This is a genomic window from Streptomyces syringium, from assembly GCF_017876625.1.
GTDB lineage: Bacteria > Actinomycetota > Actinomycetes > Streptomycetales > Streptomycetaceae > Streptomyces > Streptomyces syringius.
On sequence record NZ_JAGIOH010000001.1, the window covers coordinates 5301550 to 5314954 of the forward strand.

A 13405-nucleotide genomic window follows, 5' to 3' on the forward strand; every position below is an offset into this window, starting at 1 on the left:
AACCGGGCGGTCCCCGTACGGCCGTACGGGCGTCAGGGGCGCTGCTCGCCCTGCGCCTGGATGGCGGTGATGGCGACCGTGTTGACGATGTCCTGCACGAGCGCGCCGCGCGAGAGGTCGTTGACGGGCTTGCGCAGGCCCTGGAGGACCGGGCCGACCGCGACCGCGCCGGCCGAGCGCTGGACGGCCTTGTAGGTGTTGTTACCCGTGTTCAGGTCCGGGAAGACCAGCACGGTGGCCTTGCCCGCGACCTCCGAGCCCGGGAGCTTGGTCGCCGCGACGGACGCGTCCACGGCGGCGTCGTACTGGATCGGGCCCTCGACCAGGAGGTCCGGGCGGCGCTCACGGACGATCTCGGTGGCCTTGCGGACCTTGTCGACGTCCGCGCCGGACCCGGAGGTGCCGGTGGAGTACGACAGCATCGCGATCCGGGGCTCCACGCCGAACTGGGCGGCGGTCGCGGCGGACTGGATGGCGATGTCCGCGAGCTGCTCCGCGTTCGGGTCCGGGTTGACCGCGCAGTCGCCGTAGACGAGGACCCGGTCGGCCAGGCACATGAAGAAGACCGAGGAGACGATCTGGGCGCCCGGCGCGGTCTTGATGATCTCGAAGGCGGGCCGGATGGTGGCGGCCGTGGAGTGCACCGCGCCCGAGACCATGCCGTCGGCCAGGCCCTCCTGGACCATCAGCGTGCCGAAGTAGGAGACATCGGCGACGACGTCGTGCGCCAGCTCCACCGTCATGCCCTTGTGGGCGCGGACCCGCGCGTAGAGCTCGGCGAAGCGCTCGCGCAGCGGGGACGTCTGCGGGTCGATGAGCTGCGCCTCGGAAAGGTCGATGCCCAGCTCGGCGGCGCGCTTGCGGATCGCTTCCTCCTCACCCAGGAGGGTGAGATCGCAGACGTCGCGGCGCAGCAGCACATCGGCGGCGCGCAGCACGCGCTCCTCGGTGCCCTCGGGCAGGACCACCCGGCGGCGGCCGGAGCGGGAGCGCTCGATCAGCTCGTGCTCGAACATCATCGGCGTGACCCGGCTGGAGCGGGCCACGGAGATGCGGTTCGTCAGCTCGGCGGTGTCCACATGGCGCTCGAACAGGCCGAGGGCGGTCTCCGACTTGCGCGGCGACGCGGCGTTCAGCTTGCCCTCGATCGCGAAGAGCTCGGCCGCAGTGGGGAAGGAACCACCGGGCACGGAGATTACCGGCGTGCCCGGGGCCAGCCGGCCGGCCAGGGCCAGGATGCTCGGGCCGGGGCGCTCGTCGAGGGTGAGCAGCAGTCCGGCTATCGGCGGCGCGCCCGCGCTGTGCGCGGCCAGCGCGCCGATGATCAGGTCGGTGCGGTCCCCGGGGGTCACGACCAGGCAGCCCTCGGTCAGGGCGGGCAGGAACGCGGGGAGCATCGCGCCGCCGAAGACGAAGTCGCGGGCGTCGCGGTTGAGCCCCGCGTCATCGCCGAGCAGCACCTCGGCGCCCAGCTTGCGGACGATCTGCGCCACGGTCGGCGCGGACAGCGAGCCGTCCTCGGGGAGCGCGTAGCAGGCCACCGGCAGGTGCGCGGCGAGCCCCTCGGCGACGGCCGCGCGGTCGGCGGGCGCGACGCGGTTGACGACGAGCGCCACGACGTCGCAGCCCAGCGCCTCGTAGGCGCGGTAGGCGTTGGCCGCCTCGGCCCGCACGGCCTCGGCGGCCTGGTCCTGGCCGCCCACGACGGTGATCACGGAGGCGCCGAACTCGTTCGCCAGCCGGGCGTTGAGAGCCAGCTCGTCCGGGACGTTGGTGGCGGCGAAGTCGGTGCCGAGCACCAGGACGTACTCGTACTCCCGGGCGACCGCGAGGAAGCGCTCGACGAGGGCCGAGACCAGCTCGTCCATGCCGCGCTCGGCCTGAAGGGCGGAGGCCTCGCCGTAGGTCAGGCCGTAGACGGACTCGGGCGCCTGCCCGAGGCGGTAGCGCGACCGCAGGAGGTCGAAGAGACGGTCCGGGCCGTGGTCGTGAACGAGCGGGCGGAAGACGCCCACCCGGTCCACGTGGCGGGTCAGGAGCTCCATGACTCCCAGCTCGATGACCTGGCGGCCGTCGCCCCGGTCGGTCCCGGTCACGTACACGCTGCGCGTCACGCGTGCTCTCCTTGTTCCGTCGCTTGTTTTTCTTCGCCGAGTGCCACTGCTGAAAAAATAGCCGTTAGGGTGGCCTTGCCCTCTTGACAATACCTGCGCCCGTGGGTAGGGCGCTCGGCGGTGGACGTCGACGGGATGTCGGAGGGGCGTCCTTAGGGGTGCGGCAGTACCGCCCGGCCCGTGAAACAATCGGTTCTGGCTCACATGTACCAGTAGCGAGCAGGAGAAACAGCACGATGCGCATCGGAGTCCTCACCGCAGGCGGCGACTGCCCCGGCCTGAACGCTGTCATCCGCTCGGTGGTGCACCGGGCACTCGTCGGCCACAACGACGAGGTCATCGGCTTCGAGGACGGCTTCAAGGGCCTCCTCGACGGCCGGTTCCGCAAGCTCGACCTCGACGCCGTCAGCGGCATCCTGGCCCGCGGCGGCACCATCCTCGGCTCCGCGCGCCTGGAGCGCGCCCGGCTGCGCGAGGCGTGCGAGAGCGCCCAGGACTTCTCCCGTGAATACGGCATCGACGTCCTCATTCCCATCGGCGGCGAGGGCACACTGACCGCCGCCCGAATGCTCTCGGACGCGGGCATGCCCGTCGTCGGTGTCCCGAAGACCATCGACAACGACATCTCCGCCACCGACCGCACCTTCGGCTTCGACACCGCCGTCGGCGTGGCCACCGAGGCCATCGACCGCCTGAAGACCACCGCCGAGTCGCACCAGCGCGTCATGGTCGTCGAGGTCATGGGCCGCCACGCGGGCTGGATCGCCCTGGAGTCCGGCATGGCCGGCGGCGCCCACGGCATCTGCCTCCCGGAGCGCCCCTTCGACGTCGCCGACCTGGTCACGATGGTCGAGGAGCGCTTCTCCCGCGGCAAGAAGTTCGCCGTCATCTGCGTCGCCGAGGGCGCGCACCCCGCCGAGGGGTCGATGGACTACGCCAAGGGCGCCATAGACCAGTTCGGCCACGAGCGCTTCGCCGGCATCGGCACGAAGCTCGCCGTCGAGCTCGAGAAGCGGCTCGGCAAGGAGGCCCGCCCGGTCATCCTCGGCCACGTCCAGCGCGGCGGCACGCCGACCGCCTACGACCGTGTCCTCGCCACCCGCTTCGGCTGGCACGCCGTCGAGGCCGCCCACCGCGGCGACTTCGGCAAGATGACCGCGCTGCGCGGCACGGACATCACGATGGTGCCGCTCAAGGAGGCCGTCACCGAGCTGAAGCGGGTGCCGGAGAACCGGATGGACGAGGCGGAGTCGGTCTTCTAGGCCGGACTCGCAACGCACACACCGGACGGGCTGGAGAAATCCAGCCCGTCCGGCGTTTGAGGACCGGGGTCCGGGGCGGAGCCCCGGTTACTGCGCCCCGATCGACTCCAGCATGTTCAGCTTCGCCGCCCTGCGGGCCGGCCAGACCGCGGCCAGGACGCCGACGACGAGCGCGATCAGCAGGAACAGACCGATCCGGGCCCACGGCACGACCATCTCGTACTGCGGGAACGAGGACCGCAGCAGATGGCCGCCGGACCAGGCCAGGAAGATGCCCACGCCGACGCCGAGCACCGCGCCGAACATCGAGATCATCACGGACTCCAGCCGCACCATCTGCTTGATCCCGGTGCGGGCCAGACCGATCGCGCGCAGCATCCCGATCTCGCGGGTCCGCTCGAACACCGACATCGCGAGGGTGTTGACGACACCGATGACCGCGATGACGACGGCCATGCCCAGCAGCCCGTACATCAGGTAGAGGACGTCGTCGATGCTGCCCGCCTCGGAGCGGCGCAGATCGTCCTGGCTCTGGACCTTGATGATCGGGTTGCCGCCCAGCGTCTCCTTGATCTTGCCGGGCAGGCTGTCCGCCTGGCCGGGGGCGGCCTTGATCAGCACGTCGTCGTCGCGGACCTTCTCCAGGTGCGGGTCCACGAGGGCCGGGGCGGCGAGGACATCGGTGAGGACGTCGTTCTCGGCGTAGACCGCGACGACGCGCGGGGTGGCCTTCTTGCCGTCGTAGAACTCCATGGGCAGCGCGGAGCCGACCGTGAGGCCCTTCCTCTTCGCGTAGTCCTCGGCCACCGCGACGGCGGTCGTGCCGCGCACCCCGGTGAGCGAGCCACCGGTGATCTTCAGATCGGTGACCTGAGAGAGCTTGGAGAGGTCCGTCGCGCGGACCCCCGCCGGGTCGCCCTTCGACTGGAAACCGACCATCCGCAGGGGCACCGAGGCGGCGACGCCGGGCTGGTCGGCGAGCTTCTTGGCGACGTCGGGGGAGAGGCCGAGGTAGCTGTTCGACGAGACCTTGTAGTCGGCCGTCAGGTCCTGGGGACCCATCTTGTCCATGCCCTGGTTCGCGGAGACCGCGGCCACCGTCAGACCCGTGATCAGGGTCAGGCCGATCATCAGCGCGGAGGCGGTGGCGGCCGTGCGGCGCGGGTTGCGCAGCGCGTTCTGGGTGGCGAGCTTGCCGCTGACGCCGAAGAGGCGGACGGCGAGACGGCCGAAGAGCGTCACGAACGGGCGGGAGAGCAGCGGGGCCAGCACGATGACGCCCGCGAGCGTCAGGGCCGAGCCCGCCATGGCGGCCGTCAGACCACCGCTGTCGCGCAGCGTGGTCACGTACAGCATGACGGCCACGCCCAGCGCGGTCAGGGCCGCGCCGATGGAGTTGCGGACGACGAGGCCGCGGGTGGTCGGCGCCTGGTCCACGGCCGACAGCGCCTCGACGGGGGCGATCTTCGCGGCCTTGCGGGAGGGCAGCCAGGCGGCCAGCACGGTCACGACGACGCCGACGGCGAGGGCGGACAGCGCGGCGGTCGGCTCGATGACCAGCGGGCCTTCGGGCAGCGCGGCGCCGGACGAGTTCAGCACCGACCACAGGCCCGTGGCGATGCCGAGGCCCAGCACGAAGCCGACGGCGGAGGCGACGAGTCCCAGCAGGCCCGCCTCGATCATCACCGAGCGCACGACCTGGCGGCGGGAGGCACCGACCGCGCGCAGCAGGGCGATCTCACGGCTGCGCTGGGCGATGAGCATGGTGAAGGTGTTGGCGATGATGAAGATGCCGACGAAGAGGGAGATGCCCGCGAAGACCAGAAAGGTGTTCCGGATCGAGCTGGTCTGCTCGTCGATGAGCTTGGACTCGTCGGCCGCCAGCTGCTTGCCGCTCTGCGCCTTGAAGCCCTCCTTCGGCAGGATGGCCCCGACCTTGCGGGTCAGCTCGTTCTGGTCGGTGCCCGGGGTGGCGGAGACGACGAGCTCGCCGTACTCGCCCGGCTTGCCGAAGAGCTTCTGCGCCGTCGGGGTGTCGAACAGCGCGAGGCTGCCGCCCGCGCTCACGCGCGGGTCGTCGGTCTCCACGATGCCGACGAGCTTCTTCTTCATCACCGGGCCGTCGACGGCCAGCCGGACGGTGTCGCCGATCTTGGCGCCCGTCTTGCCGGCGGTCTTCACGTCCAGGGCCAGCTCGCCCGCTGCGGCCGGGCCCCGGCCCTTGAGCAGCGGGTAACGGCTGTCCTTGCCGTCCTTGCCCGGGACGTAGTTGGCGGCGCTGCTGCCCCACTCGCTGCCCGCGGGGTCGTTGTTCTTGTCGGCGACCGTGGCGACGCCGACGACCGAGGGGCGTACGGACGTCACGCCGGGCAGCGCGCGGACGGTGGCGACCATCTTGTCGTCGAGGACTTGGCGGTTCCCGCGCGCATCGGTCTTGGTAGGGCCGAACCCCGTCACGGAGACGGCGACGTCGTCCAGGCTCTTGGACGTCTTGTCGCGGTAGGCGCTGCCGACGGAGTCGCTGAAGACGAGCGTGCCGGAGACGAAGGCGGTGCCGAGGAGGACCGCGAGGGCGGTCATCATCAGCCGGGCTTTGTGCGCGAGGAGATTGCGCAGGGCGGTACGGAACATGATGGCGGGTCCTGGGTGGGATTCCCACGCCCTGGTGAGGGACGGGGGGAAGTCGGGTGGCGGTGGCGAGGGGCCGTGCGGCGTCGTGCGTCGCTGTGAGCGGGCGTGCGGCGGCTGCGGGCGTGCGCGGGTGGTCAGCGCCTACGTCCGCGCGGGGCGAGGGAACGCGGGCCGTCCGCTGCTCGGCTCGTAAGGCCTCGGCTCTAAGGCCTCGGCTCGTACGGGCTCAGCTCGTACGGCCCTTCGCGTCGAAGCGCTTCATGCGGTCCAGCACCGCGTCGGCGGTGGGTTCGCGCAGTTCGTCGACGATGCGCCCGTCGGCCAGGAAGATCACACGGTCGGCGTAGGACGCGGCGACGGGGTCGTGGGTGACCATGACGACCGTCTGCTCCAGGGCCCGTACCGACTCGTGCAGGAAGCCCAGCAGCTCGGCGCCGGAGCGGGAGTCGAGGTTTCCGGTCGGCTCGTCCGCGAAGATGATCTCGGGGCGGCCGGCCAGGGCGCGGGCCACGGCGACGCGCTGCTGCTGGCCGCCGGAGAGCTGGCTGGGGCGGTGCGCGAGCCGGCCGGACAGGCCGAGCGTCGTCACGATCTGCTCGAGCCAGCCACGGTCCGCCTTACGGCCCGCGATGTCCATCGGCAGCGTGATGTTCTCCAGCGCGGTCAGCGTCGGCAGCAGGTTGAACGCCTGGAAGATGAAGCCGACCTTGTCGCGGCGGAGCCGGGTCAGCTGCCGGTCACCGAGGGAGGCCAGCTCGACGTCACCGATCCGGGTGGAACCGGAGGAGACGGAGTCCAGGCCCGCCATGCAGTGCATGAGCGTCGACTTGCCGGACCCGGACGGGCCCATGATCGCCGTGAACTCGGCGCGGCGGAACTCGACGGAGACCGAGTCCAGGGCTGCCACCCGGGTCTCGCCCTGCCCGTAGACCTTGCTCAGGTCGGTGGCGCGGGCGGCGATGGAGCCGTGGGGCGCGTGGGGGGCGGACGAAACGGGGAAAGGCGTCGCATGGGACACGGGGGCTCCTCCGGAGGGGCGGGATGCGTCGAGAAGGCCGACGAGGTCGGTGCCTGCGAAGGCGCGACCGACCGGCCGACAAGGTCGAGACGTCGAGACCGGGGGGAATCAACGCTTCCAATTCTCGGAGCCACAAACCGCCGCCGCCTCAGCCGTACGGCTTGAACCCGGCGTCGGACTTTAGGTCCGTGGGGGCGGTCGGCCGTAGTCCTTCAGACGGACGCCGTCATCCTCAAGGACCGAGGAGCCGGGTGCGGTGCCGGTGCGGTCAGCCGGCGGTGAAGCCGCCCTCGCAGGGCAGCACCGTGCCCGTCGTCCAGCGGGACTCGTCGGAGAGGAGGAAGAGCGCGGTCCGTGCCATGTCGTCCGGGTCGGCGACGTAATTCATGGGGAAGCGGTCGGCCAGCGCGGCCCGCGCCTCGTCGGTCGGCATCCAGCGGTCGAACATCTCCGAGCGGGTCGGCCCGGGCGCGATGGCGTTGACCCGGATGTCGTCCCGGGCGTAGTCCAGCGCGGCGCACTTCACGAGGCCGGTGAGGGCGTGCTTGCTGGTGGCGTAGTCGGTGTTCAGCGGGCTCCCCACCAGCCCGGCCACCGACGAGGAGATCACGACGGACCCGCCGCCGCTGTCGAGCATGGCCGGAATCTGGTGCTTCATGGAGAGGAAGACGCCGCGCACGTTCGTGGCCATGACCGTGTCGAAGTGATCCGTGTCCAGCTCGTGCAACCGCGCCCGCGCGCCGCCCGCCCCCGCGTTGTTGAACGCTCCGTCGAGCCGACCGAAGGTGCGTACGGTCCTGTCCACGGCGTCGGCCACCGACCGTTCGTCCGTCACGTCGCACTCCAGGCCCAGCGCCTCGTGCCCCGCCGCGCGCAGCTCCGCGGCGAGCGCCTCGACCCGGTCGGCGCGGCGGGCGGCCGCGGCGACGAGCGCGCCCTCGGCGGCGAACCGGCGTACGGCCGCGGCGCCGATGCCACTGGACGCGCCGGTCACGAATATGACGCGCCCGGTGAGCCGCCCGGCGGTGAACGCCAGGGGCTCGGGCTGCTGGTAGGTCATGTCGGTCGTGCCTTTCTCATGCTGCTCGTGGTGCTGATGTTGCTCGTGCTGCTCGCGCTGTTCGTGCGTCGCGGCCGTGCGGCTCACGTGCGCAGCGTGTGGGACGGCGCATGGCCGTACCGCTGCTGGTAATACGCCGCGAACCGGCCCAGGTTGGAGAAACCCCAACGGTAGGCGACGTCGGAGACGGTGACGTCCCCGTTCCCCTGCGCGGCGACGAGCTCCTCGTGGGCCCGGCCCAGCCGGACCTCGCGTAAGTAGCCCAGCGGCGTGGTGTCCAGATACCGGCGGAAGGCCTCCTGCAGCGCACGTGGGCTGCACCGCGCCACCGCCGCGAGCTCGGTCAGGGTGAGGGGCTCGTCCGCCCGCTCCTCGGCCAGGGCCATGACGCGGCGCACGGCCGGATGCGCGACGACGCCGGTGCGGCGCGCGTCGATGCCCGCGGTGACCAGATGGTGGGTCTCCATGAGCATCGCGGCCGTCGTCTGGGTCAGGTGGGACGCGAGGATGGGGCTGTTGCGCGCGATGCCCTCGCCGAGCACCTCCCGGTGCACGGCCTCGGAGATCCTCTCCCAACTCGCGGCGGCCTTCCCGGAGACCGTGCCCTCCAGCGTGAACCGCGCCCGGACGGGCCCCTCGACGCCGAGCGCGTCGGCCGCGGCCTGCTCCACGGTCTCCCGGGCGAGGCGGACGGTTGTCATCCGGGCGCCGGGGGTCCAGTGCACCTGGAACTTGCGGTACGGGTCGAGCACATAGGTCTGGCCGGTCCCGACGAACCGCTCCTCGCGGCCCGGCGAGGACACCCGGACCCCGCCGTTCACGAGCCGGCAGACCAGGAGGTACGAGCCGAGGGGCTGGGGGTCCACGAGCGTCTCGGCGCCGTACTGGAGCCCCGAGAGGGTGAGCCCCGGGAAGCCGCCTTCCGCGTACCAGGCGGAGAAGTCCTCGGGGTCGCCCAGGCAGCTGAGCCGGTACGGGCTGTACGCGGAGCTGATGGCCTCCTGCGTTTCGTCGAGGTCGTTGCTGAGCACCAGCGTGCGCATATTGCTGTTGTTAATGAGGTCATTGGGGCTATCGGGACTGATGGATCCCGCGTCGGATTCACTCATCGGGCTTCCTCCCGGGATGACCGCGTTATCCGGCCGACAGCCGCGTTTCGCGAGTAGCCGACGGGTGGCCCCGTTAGTACCGTTCTGCTTGTTCGCAGTCAAGGCGTCGGCAAATCCCACATCGGTTTCGGGACAGGCCGGGCGCGGTCAGCGGACCCGGCCTTGGGTTAACGGGGGAGATTCAGGGCCGGCCATCCGACATCGGATGGCACGCCCCGCCGTCTGGGCACGGACGGCGGGGCCTTTCCGTGCCCGGGGGGCTTTTCGCAGGTCACTGCCGGGAACGCCGCCGCCGGGGCTACCCCTTCACGGCGCCGCCCAGGGCGAAGCCGCCGCCGAGACGGCGGGAAATCAGGGCGTAGAGCAGAATCACGGGCGTCGAGTAGAGGATCGAAAAGGCGGCGAGCTGGCCGTAGGCGACCTGCCCGTAATTGCCGAAGAACGTGAAGATGCTGACCGACGCGGGAAGTCGGTCGGGGGACAGCAGCAGCATGAACGGGACGAAGAAGTTCCCCCACATCATGATGAAGCTGTAGATCGTCACGACCGTGATCCCCGGCCCCATCAGCGGCAGAATCACCCTGACCAGCGCTTGCAGCCGGCTCGCCCCGTCCGTCCAGGCGGCCTCCTCGAGGACGGTGGGGACCCCGTCCATGAAGTTCTTCATCAGCCAGATCGCGAAGGGCAGTTGGGCGGTCGCCATGAACAGGGCCGTCCCGTACACCGTGTCGATGAGGTCGACCCGCACGAACAGCCCGTAGACCGGCACCATGACAGCGGTGATCGGCAGGCACGTGGTGAACAGGACGCCCATCAGATACGGCCTGCTGAAGCGCGACCGGTAGCGGGAGAGGGGGTACGCGGCGAGCGCGGCGCACCCGATGGTCAGGAAGGTGGCCCCGCCGCAGAGCAGCAGGCTGTTGAGCATCGGCCGGAAAGTGATCTCATCGGTCAGCACCGCCGAGAAGTTGTCCGCCGTCGGCGAGGCGGGGGCGGCGACGCGCAGCCCCGCCTCGGAGTCGACGGAGGAGACCAGCAGCCAGACGAGCGGAACGGCGAAGGAGACGGCCACGGCGAGCAGTGCGAGGTCGGCGGCCAGACGGTGACGGGTGCGGCGGGCGAGGAGCGGGAGCATGGCACCTCCGTGGTTTGTCGTGCCGTGGGTCGTGTTGCCGTCTGCGGCGGCGGGCGCCCTGCGGGCGCGTCCTCAATCGCCGGTCGGGCTTGATGTGGCTGAGCTCAGCCAAAACAGCCCGTCCGGCGATTGAGGACACCGCCGCGCAGCGGAGGTGCACCCGCCACAGCCCGCACGGGCAAGCGCTCTCGCGAAGATCCGCTGGACACCTCCCTAGCCGGCCGCAGGCTCCAGGCGCCACCACTGGGCCGGGCTGTCCTTGTCCTCCCACTGCTGGACGTTGTCCCCGGGGGACGTGCCCGCGTCGGCGACCTCCAGGAGGAGGCCGCTGACGTGGTTGACGAGCGTGACCGTGCCCGGCGCGTCCAGGTGCTGCTCGATCAGCCACTCCTGGGCGCCGTAGTTATTGGCCTTCCACTGCTGGACGTTCGCCCCGTTCTCCGTGGAGGCGCCCGTCACGTCCAGGCGCTTGCCACTGCCCACGTTCTCCAGGTGGTGCACGCCGCCGCCGGCGTGCACCGGGCTCACCCGCCACAACTGCGCGGGCGTGCCGTCGTCCTTGCCCTGCCGCACATTGGCTCCGCTGCCCTTGCGGCCGTCGGCGACCTCCAGCAGCAGACCGCTGTGGACATTGCGTAGGTGGTACGTGCCTTCCATGCGCTGATCGTAAGGGCGGGGTCCGACAATCCGGGGTCTGACAATCCGCCGTCACACCTCCTCCCGCATCATGCGCAGGTACACCACCGAGAACACCGCCCCCACCAGCAGAAGCAGCAGTGCCACCGCCGTGCCGTAGCCGATCAGCGACTTCAGGAACGCCTGGTCGTACATGAACACCGGCAGCGTCTGGCTGCGATTGCCGGGGCCGCCCCGGGTCATGGCCCAGATGAGGCCGAAGACCGACAGCGTCTGGAGGGTGTTGAGCATGAGATTGGTGCCGATCGAGCGCCGGATCATCGGCAGCGTGATGTGCCAGAAGCGACGCAGGCCGCTCGCGCCGTCCACCTCTGCCGCCTCGGTGACGTCCCGGGGGATCTCGGCGAGGGCGGCGGAGTAGACGAGCATGGAGAAGGCCGTGCCGCGCCAGACGTTGGCGAAGGAGACGGCGAGGATGGGCAGGGTGAACAGCCAGTTCTGGGCCGGCAGATGGAGCCACTCCAGCACGGCGTTCAGCGTGCCGCGCCGGTTGAAGAAGGTGTAGAGCAGGAAGCCCGCCACGATCTCCGGGAGCACCCACGCGGCGATCACGATCGAGCCGGTCAGGGAGCGCACGGGCTTCGACGCGCGCCGCATCAGGGCGGCCAGGGCGAAGCCGAGGCTGTTCTGGCCCACGATCGAGGAGAGGACCGTGAAGAGGAGCGTGAGGACGACGGCGTTGCGGAAGCCGTCGTCGGCGAACGCGCGGCGGAAGTTGGCGAGGCCGACGAAGGACGCCGAGGCCTGGCCGGTCAGCTGGGTGTCGGTGAAGGCGAGGTAGACGCAGTAGGCGATCGGCCCGGCGAGGAAGAGGAGCAGCAGGACCGTCGCCGGGGCCAGCGGCAGCCAGCGGGCGGCCCGGCGGGGGCCGCCCGGGAGCGAGGCGCTCGCCGCGCCCGGCGCGCTCGTCACCGGGCCCCGTCCCGGACGTTGCCGCCACCCGCGATCGACTTCAGCTGCTCGTCATAGCCCCGGGCCGCCTTCGCCGCCGTCGCGTCGCCCGTCGTGACCGACTCCATGGCCTCCCCGATCGCCCCGGACACCTGCGGGTACACGGGCAGGGTGGGGCGGTAGTGGGTGTACTCGACCAGGCCGGTGAAGAAGTCGATGCCGGGCATCGACGTCCGGTACCTCGGGTCCGCCGCGACGTCGCCCCGCACGGCGATCTGGCCGTCCCGCACGGTCCACTCCAGCGCGTTCTCCTTCGTCTGCAGCAACTCGATGAGCTGCCACGCCAGGTCCGGCTTCGTGGACTTCGCCCCGATCGACCAGGTCCAGCCGCCGGAGAGGCTCACCTTGCCCGGTGCCGCGCCGTTCTGCGTGGGGAAGGCGGCCCGGCCCATCACCTTCGACCACTGCGGCCAGGGCCGGGCGCCCTTCGCGAGCCAGCTCTTGGGGAGCCAGTTGCCGTCGAGGGCGATGGCGAGCTTGCCGCCGGGGATCCACTCGGCGGAGACGCGGGTGCCGACGTTGGGGTCCAGCGCGTCCGCGGGTTCGGGGCCGAGCTTCTCGCCGTAGACGGTCCGGACGAATTCCAGGGCGTCGGTGAAGCCCTTCCCGCCGGCCACCCACTTCTTCGCCGCCGGGTCGTAGAGGGGGTCCTTCCCCGTGCCGTACAGCAGCATCTCGAAGCCCTGCATGACGGCCGCCTCGCCCGGCCCCTTGCCCGTGTAGACGTTGAAGGGGATGACGCCCGGGACCTTCCGCTTGACCGTGCGGGCCGCGTCGAGGACCTCCTGCCAGGTCTTCGGCTGCCAGTCGGCGGGGAGCCCGGCCTTGGCGAAGATCTCCTTGTTGAACCACAGGCCGCGGGTGTCCGTGCCGTCCGGTACGCCGTAGGTCTTGCCGTCCTCCGCTCTCGCCGAGGACTTCGCCGTCTCCGCGTACCGCGCCCAGTCCTTCCAGGCCGCCAGCTTGTCGTCCAGGGGCCGTAGATAGCCGCTCTTGATGTCGGAGTTGATGAGGAAGGTGTCCTCGTGCACCACGTCCGGTGCCGTCTTCGGCGACCGCATCATCTGCTGGATCTTGGTGTAGTAGTCGTCCTGGGAGGCCTGGATCGGGACGAGTTGGAGCTTCTTGCCCCGGTGGCGCTGCTCGAACTGCTTCTTGATCATGGCCAGGTACTCGTCCATGATCCGCACCTTGTTGTCGGTGCTGCGCGGATAGGCGACCTTCACGGTGTCGGGGTCGCCGCCGGAGCCCCCGCCACAGGCGGTGAGCGATGCGGCGGCGAGGACGGTGACCAGGAGCAGAGGGGCGGTGGGACGCACGGGCACGACCTCCTGCGAACCTCGGGGGCCGGCCGGCGGCCGTCCGGGAACACTCGGTCCCCTCGTCGCGGACGGTCGGCGGCCTGATGCAGTCGTACGTTCCCTCGTTG

At 70.8% G+C, this 13405-nt stretch carries 10 protein-coding genes; 1 reads left to right on the plus strand and 9 read right to left on the minus strand.

Going from position 1 to position 13405, the window contains the following annotated elements; translation table 11 throughout:
• Window positions 1-32: 32 nt before the first annotated feature.
• Window positions 33-2114 carry a phosphate acetyltransferase gene (pta, locus tag JO379_RS23815; RefSeq protein WP_130879994.1) on the minus strand — a complete coding sequence of 694 codons (2082 nt, stop codon included), beginning with the start codon at window positions 2112-2114 and terminating at the stop codon, window positions 33-35.
• Between the two features lie 236 nt (window positions 2115-2350).
• On the opposite strand from pta, the gene JO379_RS23820 reads away from it, so the two are divergent.
• Window positions 2351-3376, plus strand: coding sequence for an ATP-dependent 6-phosphofructokinase (locus JO379_RS23820; protein ID WP_130879995.1), 1026 nt, complete (start codon window positions 2351-2353; stop codon window positions 3374-3376).
• An 87-nt stretch (window positions 3377-3463) separates the two neighbouring features.
• Here the strand turns inward: JO379_RS23820 and JO379_RS23825 are convergent, their stop codons facing one another.
• The 8 genes from JO379_RS23825 to JO379_RS23860 form a co-directional block, all read right to left on the minus strand.
• Window positions 3464-6007, minus strand: a complete 2544-nt coding sequence (locus tag JO379_RS23825) for an ABC transporter permease (protein WP_130879996.1) — start codon at window positions 6005-6007, stop codon at window positions 3464-3466.
• Between the two features lie 226 nt (window positions 6008-6233).
• A complete protein-coding gene (locus tag JO379_RS23830; protein WP_207303984.1) occupies window positions 6234-7025 on the minus strand; it encodes an ABC transporter ATP-binding protein in 792 nt (263 codons plus the stop codon).
• A 268-nt stretch (window positions 7026-7293) separates the two neighbouring features.
• Window positions 7294-8172 carry an SDR family NAD(P)-dependent oxidoreductase gene (locus JO379_RS23835; protein WP_307842114.1) on the minus strand — a complete coding sequence of 293 codons (879 nt, stop codon included), beginning with the start codon at window positions 8170-8172 and terminating at the stop codon, window positions 7294-7296.
• Window positions 8169-9194: an AraC family transcriptional regulator gene (locus tag JO379_RS23840; RefSeq protein ID WP_242626257.1), complete on the minus strand. Its 1026-nt coding sequence runs from the start codon at window positions 9192-9194 to the stop codon at window positions 8169-8171. The genes JO379_RS23835 and JO379_RS23840 overlap by 4 nt, the downstream gene beginning before the upstream one ends.
• 298 nt (window positions 9195-9492) lie before the next feature.
• Window positions 9493-10329 (minus strand): carbohydrate ABC transporter permease, encoded by an 837-nt coding sequence (locus JO379_RS23845; protein WP_130879997.1) that lies wholly within the window; start codon window positions 10327-10329, stop codon window positions 9493-9495.
• A gap of 213 nt (window positions 10330-10542) precedes the next feature.
• On the minus strand, window positions 10543-10986 hold the full coding sequence (locus JO379_RS23850) for an RICIN domain-containing protein (RefSeq protein ID WP_130879998.1): 444 nt from the start codon (window positions 10984-10986) through the stop codon (window positions 10543-10545).
• Window positions 10987-11037: 51 nt separating this feature from the next.
• Window positions 11038-11937 (minus strand): carbohydrate ABC transporter permease, encoded by a 900-nt coding sequence (locus JO379_RS23855; RefSeq protein WP_130879999.1) that lies wholly within the window; start codon window positions 11935-11937, stop codon window positions 11038-11040.
• Window positions 11934-13295 carry an extracellular solute-binding protein gene (locus tag JO379_RS23860; protein WP_209516904.1) on the minus strand — a complete coding sequence of 454 codons (1362 nt, stop codon included), beginning with the start codon at window positions 13293-13295 and terminating at the stop codon, window positions 11934-11936. The genes JO379_RS23855 and JO379_RS23860 overlap by 4 nt, the downstream gene beginning before the upstream one ends.
• Window positions 13296-13405 lie beyond the last annotated feature (110 nt).